The organism is Lewinella cohaerens DSM 23179 (assembly GCF_000379805.1).
Lineage (GTDB): Bacteria > Bacteroidota > Bacteroidia > Chitinophagales > Saprospiraceae > Lewinella > Lewinella cohaerens.
Genome location: NZ_KB903532.1, coordinates 148290 through 165579, shown reverse-complemented (window position 1 = coordinate 165579; position 17290 = coordinate 148290). Strand labels below are relative to the sequence as shown.

Annotated in this window: 10 protein-coding genes; 4 read left to right on the top strand and 6 right to left on the bottom strand. The window is 46.5% G+C overall.

What is annotated here, in order from left to right; translation table 11 throughout:
- Positions 1-89: 89 nt before the first annotated feature.
- Positions 90-1382, top strand: a complete 1293-nt coding sequence (locus A3EU_RS0102835) for an aspartate aminotransferase family protein (protein WP_020534605.1) — start codon at positions 90-92, stop codon at positions 1380-1382.
- Between the two features lie 82 nt (positions 1383-1464).
- Here the strand turns inward: A3EU_RS0102835 and A3EU_RS0102830 are convergent, their stop codons facing one another.
- From A3EU_RS0102830 to A3EU_RS0102810, 5 genes are all read right to left on the bottom strand, one after another.
- Positions 1465-2826, bottom strand: coding sequence for a peptidylprolyl isomerase (locus A3EU_RS0102830; protein ID WP_020534604.1), 1362 nt, complete (start codon positions 2824-2826; stop codon positions 1465-1467).
- A 73-nt stretch (positions 2827-2899) separates the two neighbouring features.
- A complete protein-coding gene (locus A3EU_RS0102825) occupies positions 2900-3766 on the bottom strand; it encodes a hypothetical protein (protein WP_020534603.1) in 867 nt (288 codons plus the stop codon).
- A gap of 51 nt (positions 3767-3817) precedes the next feature.
- Positions 3818-5788, bottom strand: coding sequence for a peptidylprolyl isomerase (locus A3EU_RS0102820; protein ID WP_020534602.1), 1971 nt, complete (start codon positions 5786-5788; stop codon positions 3818-3820).
- A 213-nt stretch (positions 5789-6001) separates the two neighbouring features.
- A complete protein-coding gene (locus A3EU_RS0102815; RefSeq protein WP_020534601.1) occupies positions 6002-6550 on the bottom strand; it encodes a hypothetical protein in 549 nt (182 codons plus the stop codon).
- Between the two features lie 259 nt (positions 6551-6809).
- The gene (locus A3EU_RS0102810; RefSeq protein ID WP_020534600.1) at positions 6810-7253 is read right to left on the bottom strand and encodes a nucleoside deaminase; all 444 of its coding nucleotides are present in this window, start codon (positions 7251-7253) and stop codon (positions 6810-6812) included.
- 265 nt (positions 7254-7518) lie between these two features.
- Between A3EU_RS0102810 and A3EU_RS0102805 the strand changes: the two genes are divergently transcribed.
- Positions 7519-10278 (top strand): CotH kinase family protein, encoded by a 2760-nt coding sequence (locus A3EU_RS0102805; RefSeq protein ID WP_020534599.1) that lies wholly within the window; start codon positions 7519-7521, stop codon positions 10276-10278.
- Between the two features lie 164 nt (positions 10279-10442).
- Positions 10443-10970, top strand: coding sequence for a DinB family protein (locus tag A3EU_RS0102800; RefSeq protein ID WP_020534598.1), 528 nt, complete (start codon positions 10443-10445; stop codon positions 10968-10970).
- A gap of 6 nt (positions 10971-10976) precedes the next feature.
- Here the strand turns inward: A3EU_RS0102800 and A3EU_RS0102795 are convergent, their stop codons facing one another.
- Entirely contained in the window at positions 10977-13679 is a 2703-nt protein-coding gene (locus A3EU_RS0102795; protein WP_425412642.1) for a hybrid sensor histidine kinase/response regulator transcription factor, read from the bottom strand.
- Between the two features lie 356 nt (positions 13680-14035).
- Here A3EU_RS0102795 and A3EU_RS35190 point away from each other — a divergent pair, with 356 nt between their 5' ends.
- Positions 14036-16864 carry a tail fiber domain-containing protein gene (locus A3EU_RS35190; protein WP_020534596.1) on the top strand — a complete coding sequence of 943 codons (2829 nt, stop codon included), beginning with the start codon at positions 14036-14038 and terminating at the stop codon, positions 16862-16864.
- Positions 16865-17290 lie beyond the last annotated feature (426 nt).

The following is a 17290-nucleotide window of genomic DNA, read 5'->3' as shown; positions in this document are numbered from 1 at the left end:
TTTTAAAGTAAAACTACTTATTTTCGAAAATAAATGACCGCTTTTCATATTCATCGAACGGCTGGAATATCACATTAAAAACAACAACCATGAAGGAGGATTGGCAAAAAGATGCAGAAGAAGTACTCATCCGTTATTGTGGTACTTTTTCACCTCTTTTGATAGCGTCAGCAAAAGGCAGTTATGTTTATACTGAAGATGGAAGAGCTATCCTGGATTTTACTTCGGGGCAAATGTGCTCCGTTTTTGGTCACAATCACCCGGATATCTTGGCCGCTATGGAGCAGGCAGGTACACGAGCTATTCACCTCCTAAGTACGATGCTGTCGCCCGAATTGATTGCCTTGGGAAAAACACTGAGTGGGCTTCTTCCTGAAGGGCTGGATCGGAGCATTTTCTTGAACACCGGCTCAGAATCTAATGAAGTGGCTTTAAGAATGGCCAAACTACATACCGGAGGTTTTGAAATTGTGGGTTTTGCGGGGTCCTGGCACGGTATGACTGCCGGTGCACAATCACATACTTATTCCCTTACCCGAAGAGGTTATGGCCCTGCTATGCCTGGAAGCCTGATGCTGCCGGCCCCTTACGCTTATCGCTGCCCTATTCAGCACTGCCAAGGTACTTGCGATAATAGTTGTCTGGAATTCGGCATGAAAATGGTCGACCAGCAATCGGTAGGTGCTTATGCGGCAATGATTGCGGAACCAGTGCTCAGCGCGGCGGGGATTATTGAACTGCCTCCTGCTTATTTAAAAAGGCTGAAAGAGCTTTGTGATGAACGTGGCCTGCTACTCATTTTTGATGAAGCTCAAACAGGACTGGGGCGTTTAGGGCAAAACTTTGCATTTGAAGGATATGAATTGACTCCGGATTTCCTTACGCTGTCAAAGACCTTGGGGGGTGGCTTACCTTTGGCGACAGCTGTATGTAGTGCAGAGATAGAAGAATCTTGTTATGAAAAAGGCTTTATTTATGTTACTTCCCATGTATCTGATCCACTTTGTGCGGCAGTAGGGTTAGCAACGCTCGAAATTTTGACAAGGGATAGCATGGCCTCTCGTGCAAATGAAATGGGAACTTACCTCAAGGAACAGTTAACGGCCTTAATGAACCTGCACGAGTGCATTGGTGATGTACGTGGCAAAGGCCTCTTGCTGGGCATGGAAATCGTAAAAGAGCGGAAAAGCAAACAACCTGACCCTGAATTGGGCTATAGAATATCAGAGGAATGTTTACGGCTGGGGCTGAGTATGAATATCGTAAGAGTAAAGGGCTTTGGCGGTGTATTTCGAATTGCACCTCCACTGACAGTTACAAAAGATGAAATTGATTTAGGCGTAAGTATTTTGGATCAAGCCATTTGTAATTGTACACAATAAAAAAAGAAGTTAGTCTGAATGACTAACTTCTTTTTTTAAAGCGATTTAGTACACTTTGGGGCCCTTTGTAGAGATAGCCCAACTATGGCTTTGCAATGCCATCTTCTTTCCATTTTGCCAAATTAGGGCAAGTCTGAAAACGGCTATCAATTTGGATATAGGTGGATGCTACCCGTTTTTGAATCCACTCACTAAGGAATTCATTTTGCTTGGATTCTTTGGTTGCCAGCATAATTTTATTGTAATCCTGCTGGAGATTCGCCCGGTGAGGGAGGGTTCTTGATTGCAATTGAACGATCCGGTAAAAAGTTTCGCCTGAAGGGCTGGCAAAAGGAAAGGGTGCAGTAATGCCACCAACTTTCATCGTATCAACGGCAAAATAGACATCGGGGTCAAGGTCTGCAACTTCGTAGAACGTATTACCAGTAGCGGGGTTCATCATCCGGCCATCGTTATTGAAACTCTGGACATCTTCATTGCCAAAGCGCTTTACGCCAATCGAGAAAGTGATCGAGTCATTGACGATCAGTGTGCGTACAGAATCCAGGTGCTGTTTAGCTAGTTCCAAGTCGTTATCCGTAATTTCTGGGCGAACCAGAATGTGGCGGACGCGAATGGTATTTCCTCGGCGTTCCAATAATTGAATAATGTGGAAACCGAATTCTGTTTCAATAACCTGGCTAATCTCTCCGGGTTCAAGCTGGTAAGCTGCGGCTTCAAATTCTGGTACGAATTTTCCTCGCTTAGCCCACCCCAGGTCACCACCAATCCTTGCAGAACCATCATCGCTAAAGCGTTTGGCCGCTTCTTCAAAAGTGGTTGCACTGGTTGTTATTTGTTCCCGCAGGCTCTCTAGTTTAGTGATAGATTTTTGCCGTTCTTCCGCATTAACGGGCGGAACGTAGACGATTTCACCTACTTCCACTTCTGAACTAAAGTAAGGAAGACTATCGATAGGAATCTGGTTAAAGAAGTTTTTTACTTCCGAAGGTGTAACATTTACACCACTTAACACCTGCGACCGCATTCTTTCAGAAAGAAGTTGGGAACGCAAATCCTCGCGGAACTGCTCTTTTACTTGGGTAACAGTCTGGCCATAGTAAGCTTCAAACTGCTCAAGATCGCCATTCATGTAAGATAAAATCCTGTCAATCCGGGCATTAAGCTGCTCTTCCAGTTCTTCATCTGCAACGAGAATACTATCCAGTTTGGCCTGATTAACCAATAACTTGCTGGACAATAACTGATCCATAATATCACAACGCAAACCTTCACCAAGGTTGGGGTTCTGAGCCTTGAGGAGAGAGTTTTGCTCTTCTACCTCTGACAATAGCACGATCTCACCTCCTACCATTGCGACGACCTTATCGATCACCTCCCGCTGGGCAAAACTCATTTGGACACAAAAGAGTGCGGCGATCAAAAAACAGATTTGCTTATTCATAAACCAAAACTTGTACATTGTTAACTAAAATAAGGAACAGCACGAAAATCGTAATCAATTTTCGGCGCAATAATCAGTAAAAGGTCTCCACATTCTTTTCCCGCAGTTCCCGTTGGTAAATGTCTTCTTTTACTTCTTCCACCAATTGCAACTTACGCTTGTGCAAGATCACCTTGCGGGCCTGCTCTTCTACGTAAGACAAAGGGGCAATTTCTTTACGATTCTTCAATTCAAAAAGCCGAAAATAGTATTGATGGTGCTCGTCTCTCTGAGTGAATTCCCGCTTGGAACCAATATTCCCAACGGTTAATGTACCCACAGGTAACTGTTCAGCTACTTCTTCCACCGCATACCATAAATCTTCTTTCAATAATGCTACCTCGGCGTATTGATCGCAATAAGCCCGTAGGGCTGCCAAATCACCTTCCTCCGCTTTGTTCCAGAGATTGCGCAAGCGATCTCCTTCCGGGGTTGGTATCGGTACTTTTATAAACAGGCAGCGAGCAATAGGCTTCTGTAGTTCGTAGAGCATCTGGTTTTCTTCGTAGAACTCTTCTAGCTTTTGCTTAGTGACGACCGAGTCGAGCAGTTGTTCTACCAAAATCTTCTCGTAACTGGAACGCACTAAAGAAGCACGATAATCCCTCACCATCTTATTGATGTTAAGATCAGCTGGGATATTACGCTCTGCTTCGTTCAAGATAGCAGCTTCACGTACCCAACGCCCTACGTAGGATTCAATAACCAACAAACTGTCTTGCCCCGAAAGGCCTTCCGGAAACATACCTTCCATTTCTGAAATGTAAAGGGATTTGCTTCCTACTTGGGCCAGTAATCGATCTTTCTCACTTTCCTCCGTCGTTCCTAGTTCACAGGAAGCTAAGCTTCCTAAAAGAAGGAATAGAATGACTGACGGTATCCACTTGTTCAACTCCTGCATCAATCGTTTTTGAACCGTTTTTTGCGTAATATTAGGAACAACACAAAAATATTACCGTATCAGGCTTTTGAAAACTTTCTGGTTGATTTTTACTTCGTAGCTTTTACGGAGTTCCTCTACCCATTCTTTTTCCAATTGGTCTTGGTAATCGGCAATGACATAACCACGGGCTTCACTCAGGGTTTTATTTCCTTCCGGAATAATCTCCTCAACCTTGAAAAACTTCAGGCTGCGGCTGCGGTCATTCTCAATTAAGTTGGTTACAGCGCCAGCTTTCCAGTCAGCGTCAGAAAGGTCAGTATTACGGAATTTCTCGTAAGTCGCTTCCTCCGTAACCACTTTTACACTACCATCCGTATTGAATTGAGCTTTCACTTCTTCGGCGGTATGGTTCATAGCATAAGTACGAATTTCCGGAGCCAAGTCTTTATTATTCGTACCAATACGATAAACGGTCGTTTTAGCACGAGGTGCCCAACGGTATTTACCCTGGACGCCCGTAAAGAACTTCTCAAGTCCGGTGCTATCCTGAGCAGCTTTGTCCCAAACTTCCATTTTGGTAGCTTCGAACAGAAGTATACCTTCTTCGTATTCCCGCATCAAGCTGCGGAATTCAGGATACCGTTTTTCCAACTGAGACTCTTCGTATTTCAATAATTGATCATCTACAAACTGCGCATACAACCGATAAGCAACCGATGCCTTATTGCCTTCACGACCATAAGTAACCCGTTCGCGTGTAGCCTTGCCCAGGTAGTTCTCAAAGTCGCCCAGTGTTGCCTGATACCCACCATCTAGGCTAAATAGTACCTTGGGCGATGCCATTGCAGGTGCTTTCCAGCGGAAAGTAGTAAAGGTATCGGGTAAGCTGCCAATGTAGCCATCTAGCAGCACCGTATTCTCTGTGAAGTTGTTCTGGCTGCGGATGTTCCGAAGCAAAGCTTTCTTCGCTTCTTCAAAACGAGGGTCTTTTCTGACGTCTCCTTCTAAACGAGGTTTTTCGGCGGGAAATGGTTGTATCTCCTTACGACTAATTCTTTTGATAAGGTGCCAGCCGAGACTTGTTTTAACCGGCTTGCTGTAGCCGTCATCTTCGGAAATTGCAAAGGCTGCATTTTCGAATGCTTTTTCATAACGAGAAATGCCAAAGAAACCTAGGTAGCCGTTGTTGGTGGCGGTACGCTTGTCTTCACTGGCCGTACGGGCAAGCTGATCAAAATTAGCGCCTCCTTGGAGGGCTTGGTATATACTGTCAATCTTTGCCTTAGCTGCAGCTTCGCCCAATGGCTCTTCGCGGACAAGAATGTGGGCTACTTCCATTTCTCCTCGTGCCGGACGGCGCTCATGCACATACAAGAGGTGGTAACCGGCATTGGTGCGGATAGGCATAGTGACGGTTTTGAGCGGTGCGTCATAAGCAGCATATTCTAAATTGTGGAGACCAGCAGGGTAGAGGGCTGTAGTAAAGCCGATCCGGCCACCTTTGTCCTTGCTATAGCGATCTGCAGATACTTCTTTTGCGACGTCCTCAAAAGAAGCACCATCCTTGATCCGGTTATAAGCGGCCATGATCTGTTGGTAGGCAGCCAGTGTATCTGAAGGGGCTGCATCAATTTTGACATTCACCAGGATGTGACTGATATCTACATCTTCTTGCAGGTGTTCGTAGGCTTCCATGATGAGTTTGTCGCCTATAGCACGGTCGATCAGGTAACTGTCAGCCAACTGGCGGCGATAACCAGCCAACTCTTCTTGTAGTACTACGATGGTATCAAGCCGCATTTCTTTAGCTCGCTGTACTTTGAGTTTGAATTTTACATAGAGGTCCAGGTATTCCTGTAGGGAAGCTTCGGAAAAATCAGCGTTCTCACCATTGGTCTTACTATAAATGTAGTCGAACTCTTCTACCGTAACGGGTACGTCTTCAACAGTGAATAAAACGCGTTGGTCATTATTTTGGGCAAATAATCCCGCAATGGTCAGGCTGAGTAGGGTCAGCAGCAACGTCCATTGTTTTGTCATGAGTAGCCAGTTTTGTATTAACAAAGAAAAAAACGGTTCAGCCAGAGAGAAGAACTTCTTATCTCTGGCTGAAAAACGACGCAAAATTAGAAAAATTACCCCAGTAAAAGGGATAAATCTTTGTTATTGAACTGGCAAAGGTTTTGAAAGCCGGAACTGAGAATTAGGAACAGAGAAATTTCAAGCTAGACTTTCGGCATTTTTCTACGGACTTTAACCTCCAACCTTTCGACCACCAGCAACCCTGGTGTTGACATCCACCTGCTGTAGGCGCTCTAGATCAACCATTAGGGCCGTATAAGCATCATTGGCATCAACCGTCCATTGCTGACCAGCATAGGTAACAACACCCTGTTGGCGATTCCAATCACTGGCTAGAAGAACATAACGGTTGGCAACTTTAGGGTTAGGCCCAAAAATAAGGTAGCGATCATCGCCACCGTCTTCAAAACTTACCGCAAAGCGATTGCTTTTAGGGCTAAATAAAAACACCCCTGGTGTACCACGGCGAAAAGTGATCTGGTCGCGTTTACGGCCATTGACGACTTTGATTTCTCCTTCAATAATTTCGGAATTACCGCCAGTAAGCTCCCGGTAAAGGACAATGTCATCAGAAAGGTAGAACTGAATTTTGCGAAGGTCGCCCTCCGTCCAGTTATTGTCTTCATAAAGATTTTGAGTGAAAGGGCTCAGTGTTGGGCTACAGGAGGTGAGCATTGTTGCGAATCCCAGCAGTAGCAGGCAGTATTTGATCATCTTCATGGTTGTTGAATTTTTGCCCAATATAGGGGCCTTGTCAACTACCTTGCTGGGCTTTAAGAGTCTTTAACGCGCAGTGTTAAGAGGGTTTAACTTAAAATCAGGGGTATTTCGCGTGAGGTGCCTGAAAGGTGGCCCTGGTAAGGGCCAGCCCGAAGGGCTAAGGCGACTGCCGCACCTGGAAGGGACCGACCCCGCCCAGTTGGTGTAAACTGGAAAATTGGGAATTTTAACCTGGGCGGGGGCACGCCCAAACATACGCTTAGCGCTTACTTTTGAAAAAATTTGACATTAAAATACCACACTCCTCATGCAGCACTCCGTACTCTATTTTGGTTTTAGTGTGGAGAAGCTCTTTGCCAAAACGCATGAAGCCTCTTTTGTCGTCGCCAGCACCGTAGACCAGTCGATCGAGTTGGGCCCAAGCCAGCGCACCCGCGCACATGACACAAGGCTCAAGCGTGACGTAAAGGGTGCAGNCCTGGAGGTATTTTCCACCCAGATAATTGGCGGCAGCGGTAAGGGCGATGATCTCTGCGTGGGCGGTCACATCGGTAAGTTGTTCCGTCTGATTGTGCCCGCGAGCAATGATGTGCTGATTGGCAACAACAACAGCCCCTACTGGGATTTCTCCTGCTTCAGCAGCAAGTTGAGCTTGTTTGAGTGCCTGACGCATGTAGTGTTCGTCACTGTTGACCGATAGCATGTACTTGTTGTGTTAGGGGGTTCGCAAAAAATAATCTACACATCTTCCTACAAATTTTGCTTTATCCATCATCAGATTTTTCTTGCGTAGCCCGCTATGCTGCTAAAAATCCGATTTGTCTAAAGAAAAATTTGCTACGTCCTTTGGGTAGATTATTTATTTCCTCATCCCTTAAATTAATTGTCAAAGGTAATACAGAATGCAAATTACACTGCGAAATCCTTTGTTAAAAAACTACCTTTCGTAATGAAAATATGCTCCAGATATGAATTATAAGTACTACTTTCCTTTTGTTCTCTTTGTACTCATGGCCTCCTGTTTATCGGGCCAAGTGGTGATTAACGAATTTTCAGCAGGTAACTATCGTCAGTTTTTTAACGCTTTTGGTGGTGATGAAGACTGGATAGAACTGTATAATCCATCCAATGTAGCGGTCGATATTAGTGGTTACTACCTTAGTGATAAACTGAACAATCCTACCAAATGGGAAATTCCAGCGGGTACGATTATTCCTGCCAATGGGTTTTTTCAAGTATGGGCTTCCAGTCTCGATCAGTTTGACGGAACGACCTGGCATACCAATTTTAAGATTACTCAAACCCAGAACAGTGAAGCTGTTGTATTGGCCAATGCCGCCGGGAGCATTTTGGACAGCCACGAACTGGATATTCCCAATCAGGCTGGCCATTCTCGCGGGCGTTTCCCGGATGGAGGTAGCGAGTGGTTTGTATTTGTGAATCCAAGCCCGGATGCTGACAACAGTGATCCTCGGCCAGAATATGCTGCGAAACCTTCGATACAGCCGGCTGCAGGGTTTTACACAGGGGCGACAGAAATAAGTATTATAATAGGTGATCCTAGTGCAAATGTGTATTACACCCTGGATGGTTCGATGCCATCCGATGCAAGTACACCTTATACTGGTCCATTTATGATCGATGCAACAGCAGTGGTGAAGGCCATTGCCTATGGTGAAGATACTGCTGCACCACCGAGTTTTGTGGACTATCAGACCTTTTTCATTGATGAAACCTTCACGGTGCCTACGATCTCGATTGCGGGGGATGAAGTAGAGGTACTCATCAACGGTGCTACTTTTCTGGAGCCCATCGGTACCCTGGAGTTGTTTACCGCAGAAGGGGATAGAGTAGCTGATGCCAGCGGAGATTTCAATAAACATGGCAATGACTCCTGGAACTTTTATGACCAGCGCGGGATTGACTTCGTTACCCGCGACCAAATGGGAGACGACTATGCCGTGAAACACGAGATTTTTCCTGGAAAAACGGACAGAGACAAGTTTCAGCGACTTATTCTAAAAGCTGCCGCTAACGATAACTATTCCTTTGAAGACGGCGGAGCACATATCCGTGATGCCTTTGTGCATACACTTTCGCAGGAAGCCAACCTCCATATGGACGAACGGACTTACGAACCTTGTATTCTTTTCGTCAACGGACAATACTGGGGCGTGTACGAAATTCGGGAGAAGGTAGATGATCACGATTTTACCAGTTATTATTATGATCAGAATCGTTTTGAAATTGATTTTCTCAAGACTTGGGGGAATACCTGGGAAGAATACGGCAGCATAGATGACTGGAACGCATTGACCGCCTATATTGGGGCTAACGATATGGCCGATCCTGCTAGCTATGCTTACGTTTCTGAGCGCTTAGATGTGGAGAGTTTATTGGACTACATTATTCTGCATTCCCATAATGTCTCTGCTGATTGGCTCAATTGGAATACGGCCTGGTGGCGAGGGCGAGACCCTGATGGTGGTGCCCAACGCTGGCGTTACATTCTTTGGGATGAAGATGCTACTTATGGTCACTATATCAACTATACCTTTATTCCCGACCAAGGCCCATTGGCTGATCCTTGTAACATAGAGCTTATTTCACCAACGACCGATTTTGAAGGGCACTTGACGATTTTTTCTCGTCTGTTCGAAAATCCAGACTTCTTTGCTTTGTATATCAACCGTTATGCGGATTTGACGAATACGTATCTGGGCTGTGATTTTATGTTGGAATTATTGGATAGTATGATCGACAGGATTCGTCCGGAAATGCCACGCCAGATAGAAAGATGGGGAGGAACCATGCAAGGATGGGAAGATAATGTAGTGAACCTGCGCAATTATATATTGACTCGTTGTACTGTCATTGCCGACGGGATGATAGACTGCTATGAAGAAGACGGTATTACCGGCCCATTTGAATTGACGATTAATGTAGAGCCAGAAGGAGCCGGCAGGGTGCGCGCCAATACCGTTGAAGGGCTGGTGTATCCTTGGGCGGCTACCTATTATGGCGGCATTGAAATTGAATTGGAGGCGTTGGCTAACCCCAATCATGAATTTGCCTACTGGGAAGTGGCTAATAACATCTTTGCTCCTGACCAGTTTGAAGAAGCCATCCAGATGAGCTTGGAAAGCAATGATGATATCACAGCTTATTTTTCTGGGTTCATTCCTTGTCCTGAAGCTACGGAGGTACAAATTGACGAAAATTATACCAGTGCTGGCCTTAATTGGGAAATTAATGGTGACCCCTTGGCATACATCGTGCGTTACCGCCCGCTGGGCGAGGCGACGTGGGAATCGGAGGCTACCCAGGATACAGCCTTGGTTTTGCAAGGCCTGGAATTTTGCACAACTTATGAATTTCAGATAGAAACAGTTTGTAATAGCTCTACTAGCGAAACAACCATCTACTACTTCGAAACGGATTGTACCAATGGCACAGAAGATTTAGATCCGATAGTAGATGTGCAGGCCTACCCCAATCCTTTTCAGGAAGCATTCCGTGTGGATTTGATTCTGGATGAAGGCGGTGAGTTGGATTGGCAATTGTTTAATGCTCAAGGCCAGTTGGTGCGCCAGGAATTAGGTGTTTATTTCCCTTCCGGGCAAAACCGAATTGAGGTAAATGACCTCGACCAGTTGAGTAGTGGCGTCTATTGGTTACGTCTAGCGCATGAAGGCGATTTTCGACAAATAAGAATGATTAAAATCTAATTTCTCCGTAGAGACGTTGCACCACAACGTCTCTACGGGCCGGTTTTCGCATAAATGATTACCTTAGGGGAGTGAAAAATACCCTAAAATGGCTTTGTCTTGGATAGCTTGTTCTAGGCAAGCTTGTCAGTAGAACAAGTCTATTCTTTAAAATAATCATAATCATGCGAGCTGCGATCCTGGATCAATTAGCCGTTATGGATAAAGAACTGGACCAACTCTTTACGGAATTGGATCATTATTCTTCCGAACAGCTAAATCGGTCACCCGCACCCGAAAGTTGGAGTGTTACCCAAGTTTTAAATCATTTATTGTTGTCGGAAAAATATTCGCTGCAGTACTGTGAAAAAAAATTAAGCTTTGAGCCAAATTTGCCAAAAGCAGGGCTTGCTGCTGCCGCAAGAGCGCTATTTGTAAATTGGTATCTATTTTTACCTTTAAAAGTGAAAGCACCAGCGCTCATCAGCACTTCTGCCTTGCCAAAGGAAGATGATTTGGCCAACATTAAGATGCAGTATCAAACACAACGCCAGTTGTTACGAACATTTTTAGAGCAATTAGAAGAAAATTATCTTGATCGAGAAGTTTACAAACATCCCTTTGCTGGTCGATTATCTTTTCCTGGGATGTTCAGCTTTATGACAGCACATTTTCGCCATCATAGAAAGCAGATATACCGAGCTTTAGCATAAAAGCCTTTAATAGGCTTTCAAATAATCCTTTGGGTTTTTTCCAAATCGTTCCGTGAATTTTCGGGTAAAGTAAGAAGTACTACGAATTCCCACCGCAAACTGAGCCTCCAGTACGGTAGCACATTGTCGTTGCGCCAAAAGGGTACGGGCTTTTTGCAGACGTACCTCCAGAATAAACTGTACAGAAGAAAGGCCAGTGTGTTTTTTAATCAATCGGCCCATTTGTTTAGTGCTGTAATGAATAGCTTCCGCCAAGTCGTCTACTTTGAAATTCTCCTCCTCTAGTCGACTCAATAAGGTATCCTCTAACGTCTTAAGGAGGTTCTGATCTACGGATAGTACCGCTTTATCTGGTTCTTTGGCAACAAATTTATCACGTTCCTCTTTGTTTCTAACAAGATTGTTGATCCGGGCGAGTAGCTCTTTAGTACTGAAGGGTTTGGAGATGTAGTCATCAATGCCAAGTTGAAAACCTCGTATTTTATCTTCTTCAAGATGGCGTGCGGTTAGTAAAAGAAAGGGGATTTGCCGCCATTCTTCTTTTTGATTGATAGCCTCCCGTAGCTGGAAACCATCCATATTGGGCATCATTACATCGGAGGTGATGGCGGAAAAGGAGGACAGGCGTAGTTGTTTCAGGGCCTGTTGGCCATCTTGGGCTAAAACACATTGATAATGTTCAGAAAGTACTTCGAGAAGGTACTTGCCCATTTCAGGATGATCCTCTACAATTAAGAGTCGTGCTTTATCTCCCTGAATACCGAGGGGTGCGTAATTAGGAACACGCTTGGGTAGGGTAGATGTCACCAGCTTGCCTGGGGATATGAGTGTTGTGACTTTGGTTGGAGTAGCTTCTTTTAATGGTAAAATCAATTGAAAAGTACTTCCTTTACCCCATTCACTGCTTACCGTTATTTGCCCGTTAAGAATTTGGCTAAGCTCCTTCGCTAAAGCGAGACCAATACCAGTACCGCCCCGTAGGTGGTCACTTTTGTCTGATTGATAGAAACGGTCGAAAATCCGGGCCTGATCATCAGGATGAATGCCTTGGCCAGTATCTTTAATCGTAAAAGTATAATTGCCGTCTTGATGACTGACATCCAGATGTACACTTCCTTGCGCAGCGGTAAACTTAAGTGCATTCGCAAGCAAGTTGTTTAGGATTTTTTCAAACTTATCTATATCAACTTCCACCATTACATCTTGACAATGTATGGATAGATCATAATTTATATTCCGAAGTGTAGCCAAAGATTCGTAAGAAGAGAAAATTCTTTTTACCAGGTGTTGCAGAGAAATGGAGCTGGAATGAATGGTCAACTTTCCTACCTCTGCTTTGGATAAATCCATGATTTCATTCACGAGGTTGAGTAACTGTTGTGCATTGCGATGCACAATTCCCAGTTTGGTTTGTAATGGCTTAGCCTTGATGCGTTCTAATACATCAGCCAGAGGACTTAGTATAAGAGTAAGAGGTGTGCGTAATTCGTGAGAAATATTGGTAAAGAAGTTGGATTTCAACTCATTAAGAGCCCTTAGCCTTTCTGCTTCTCTCGATTGGAAGCCTAAGGCCAGTTCGGCTTTGTCTTTGTTTCTTTTTTGACGATGATAAACAATTTGAAAAGCAATGAGGGCCAGCAGTAAAACAAACCCCATTGTGCCAAGTATTCGGTTGCGGAGCGCTTTTTGTTTTATTATTTCCAACTCGCGTTCCGCGATGGATTTTTCCAATTGCTCATTCTCATAGCGGGCATTACTTTCTGCCATCTGTCGATTGAGTGTTTCATAAAAGGTAGAGTCTTTGTACGCACTATTCTGTTCGAGGTACTTGTAGGCCTGGTCAAATTCACCAATAGTAGCATAAGCCTCAGCTAGTGCTGCTGTGGCATCCCTGNTATTAGGAAATAAAGGAATACTTTGAGCCAAAGCCAGACTTTCGGTGAGCGGAGCAATTGCCACCTGTGGTTTTTGCTGGGCTAAATGTACCCAGCCGATCTCGAGCAAAACATCAGCAACGCCACCTTTTAAATCGTTTTTGCGGTGGAGCTTTAGGGCTTCTTCTAGTGCCTGAAGTGCAGGTATTAGCGCTTGCTGGTTACGATAAAAATTGGCTAAACTATAATAAGCCCAACCCAAGCTTATTTCATCTTTTTGATCTCTGTAAAGTTCAACAGCTGCTTGAAGATAATTTTCCGCCTTAACCTTATCCTTGGTATAACGGGCAATCCTGCGCATGGCAGGAGCCATCATCTTTAAATCTCCCTTTCGGGTAAAAATACCAAGCGCGTTTTCCAGGTATTGCATGCCGGTTTCGTCATCCAATTTATTGTAATAGAGAATGAAGTAGCCCGTAGAATAATAAGCTTTCGCTAAAAGAAGAGAGTCGTTTAATTCAGTCGCTATGGTTTGGCACTCTTGTAAGATCGGCCAGGATTCTTCCGGACGATCAGTGGAGTTGAGAATCTCCTGCTGGAACAATAAGGACTGGAAAAGTAATTTTTTTCGGTTCTGGCCTCTGGCAAAATTTATAGCTGGCAGGATCGTTCGTTCCGCTTCCCAGGGCTGTCCCAAGTCGTAATAGTTACGGGCCAGGGCAAAACGGCACTGGAAATGCAGTTCAGGAAAAGTGACTGGATCGCTTTGCTCAATACACTTTTGAGCGGCTTGTATTGCGGTTGGCAGGTCTCCAGCTACGGGGTTAGTAGCCATATGGAGATACTGCTGCAAGGAATCCTGGCAGTTGACAGCAAGAGAACCAAAGAAAAGTAGATACAATAGTAAGCTTTTTCGCATCATCCCGATTTCAACAAGTTTAGCCGCTGGTGATTGTTCGTTACGAAGTTAATGTATTCCCACCTAATGATGTTACCAAGGCCAAGGTTATAGAATTGTTGTTTTGTTTTTTCTGCTGATTATCAGTTGTTTATAGAAACAGGCAAGTTCTTGTCCAAAATGAGCAATTCGGTCAGGGAAAGAGAGGGGACTTTTGTGATAACTAAAAATAATCCCACTGGTCCAAAACCTAGTAAGGGTTCTTCCTTAAATAAAGTCTAATTCCCGTACGTATGAAACGATTAATTTTATTTGCGTTTTTATTGCTGACCTGCGCCAGCAGTGTTTACAGCCAAGCACCAGAAAAATTCAAATTCCAGGCAGTTGCTCGTGATGCCGGAGGTAGCCCTTACCTGAGCGAAAATTTGGCAGTCAGAGTAAGCTTGGTTCGTGATGGCGTCTCTGGCCTAGTTGACTATGCCGAGCGGCACGAAATCACAACCTCTCCACTAGGAGTTTTCGATCTGGAAATCGGCGGCGGCTCTCCGTTATCAGGAGATATGAATAACCTCGATTGGGGGGCACATGCCTATTATTTGAAAATAGACATGGACCCCAATAGCGGGACCAATTACACAAATTTAGGTACCAGCCAGTTGTTGTCAGTACCCTACGCCATTTATGCCAGAGAAGCTGCAAATGGCTCCGGAGGTGGTGATCCTACCGATGAATTACAAAACTTGCTCTACGATCCCAACACGCAAACCCTAACCCTGACAGATGGAAATGCTGTTACCCTTTCATTTCCTGGAGGGACAGATAACCAAACGTTGGTATACGATTCCAATACAGGTAATCTGATGATTAGCAATGGGAATACCGTTACTATTCCTGCAGGTGTTACTGGTCCTCAGGGAGAAGCTGGCCCTGCTGGCCCCCCTGGTGCAGCAGGAGCTACCGGCCCGCAAGGTCCTGTCGGGCCGGTAGGCCCAGTTGGTCCACAGGGGCCTGCCGGGCAAGATGGCACTGGCGTTCAAATCGTAGGTACTGTTGCCACGGTGGGGAATTTACCAGCAAGCGGCAATGCAGGTGACCTCTATATCGTCCAAGCGGATGGCGATGGCTACGTTTGGGATGGCAATATGTGGGTGAATGTAGGCCAGATACAAGGCCCACAGGGCCCCCAAGGTGCCCCCGGCCCTGCCGGCCCACAAGGAAACCCCGGTCCACAAGGTGAACAAGGCGAACAAGGGGTTGCTGGCCCCGCAGGCCCACAAGGAAGCCAAGGCCCTACTGGTCCCGCTGGTGTTGCTGGCCCACAGGGTGAGCAAGGCTCTATTGGCCCTACAGGGGCTACTGGCCCCGCAGGTCCACAAGGAACTGTTGGTCCCATTGGCCCCCAAGGCCCTGCCGGGCAAGATGGCACTGGCGTTCAAATTATAGGAACAGTCGCTACGGTAGCTGATTTACCTGCAACAAGTATGCAAGGTGACCTCTATATCGTCCAAACCGATGGTGATGGCTACGTTTGGGACGGCAGCATGTGGGTGAATGTAGGCCAGATACAAGGCCCACAGGGTCCCCAAGGTGCAATGGGTGCTACTGGTCCCCAAGGCATTCAGGGTCCCCAAGGTTTGCAAGGCGAACCCGGCCCTGCTGGCGCGACAGGCGCAATGGGTCCTGCCGGTGCTATCGGCGCTACTGGTCCTGAAGGTCCAGTAGGCCCTGCTGGTGCACAAGGCCCTCAAGGCGAACCCGGCCCAGCTGGTCCGCAGGGAGCTACGGGTCCAATGGGTGCTACTGGCCCTCAAGGCCCACAAGGAGACGCCGGCCCAGCGGGAACACAGGGCGTACAAGGTGATCCTGGCCCTACAGGCCCAATGGGTGCGACGGGCCCGCAAGGTGCTCAGGGAGACCCTGGCCCGACAGGAACACAAGGCCCGCAAGGTAACCCCGGCGCTACGGGGCCTCAAGGCCCTGTTGGCCCAGCAGGAACCTATACGGCTGGTGCTGGAATTCAAATCAGTGGTGGGGTACTCTCTGCTACAGACGCCAGCACGACCAACGAACTACAAAGCCTCAGTTTGAGTGGAAGCGATCTACAGATTTCAGGAGGAAACAGCGTCAACCTTTCTGGCCTCGGCGGCAGCTCACCCTGGAGCACCAGTGGCTCCAATGTTTATTACAATGGCGGCAATGTGGGCATCGGTACAGCCAGCCCCGGCAATAAACTACACCTGTTGGGCGACTTCAGAATAGATGACGGGACACCTTCCGTTCAGTTTTATAATGGCAATAGTTGGTATGGTTACATGTACCATGATGGAGCCGATATGCAGATCGGTAACCTGGTGAACAGTGCTATTAGGTTACAGATTCTCGGTAGTGATATTGCTACTTTTGACGACGAAGGACTGGAGTTGATCAGCGGCAGTAGTTCCCTTCTTCTAAAAGCGGTAGACGGTATTCCCGCGCCTGCCATCACAGCTAGCGGCGGCGGCGGCGTAGATGCGCTGCGGCTGATTACTACGGGTGTTTCTATTTCAGAAACAGGATCAGTGACGGCTACGCCTTATGTTTTACGAGTAGTAGAGTCTGATATCTATGGCTTTAATATTTACAACGGTACGACCGAGGCCGATTGGGAGCAGTACGTAACGGGAGCCGGAGATTTGTCGCTCTATGCAGATAACAGTTTCCGTGGTTCTTTCGATGCGGCTACAGGGGCTTATACCTCTGCCTCAGATCGGCGTTTAAAGAAAGACATCCGCCCATTAGAGACGAGCCTCGCCAAAGTATTGGCATTGCAACCATCTCGTTATGTGTACCGCGATAACAACCCGGATGGAAAAACCTCCATTGGCTTTGTTGCCCAAGACGTGCAGGCACTATTCCCTGAGTTGGTTTTGGAGCAAAAAGGCGAACGAGACAATGGCCTGCTTTCTGTGAATTATGCAGGCTTTAGCGTACTGGCGATCCAGGCGATTCAAGAACAGCAAGGCCAGATCGAACAATTGGAAGATGCTTTGGAGAAAGCGGAAACCGAGCAAGCTACTCAACAAGCGCTGATCGAAGCGATGGAGCAACGCTTATTACGGTTGGAAGCCGCACTAAAAGAATAGTTTGGCACCCCCGCCAGCCCTTTGGGGCGGCGGCCGGGTCGTCCGCCGCTATTTTCTGATCTAAATCAGAAAAATAGCGGCTACCACCCCTGGTTGTGCTCGCTCCGCTGCGCCGTGCTTCCCTGTTCGGTCCGCACCTAAAACGCTACTGCTTTAAACTAAAAGGACAGAACCCGGTGGATGGTCCATTCACTACTAGCAGTAACAAATGTACCCCGCTGGCGGAGTCGACTTGAAAAAGTCGGGAGTGGCTGCCTCATCGTAGGTGAACAGCTTCTCGGTTAGGGCGCAGCGCAGCGCGCGTAGCCCGGCGGACGGAGGAGCAGGACCAAGGATGGTAGGAGCGCTTTAGCGACGGACAGCCTGGTGCCAAGGCCAGTACGATTGAGTACTGGAACGCTGGTAGGGCCCCTATTAATTGACCAC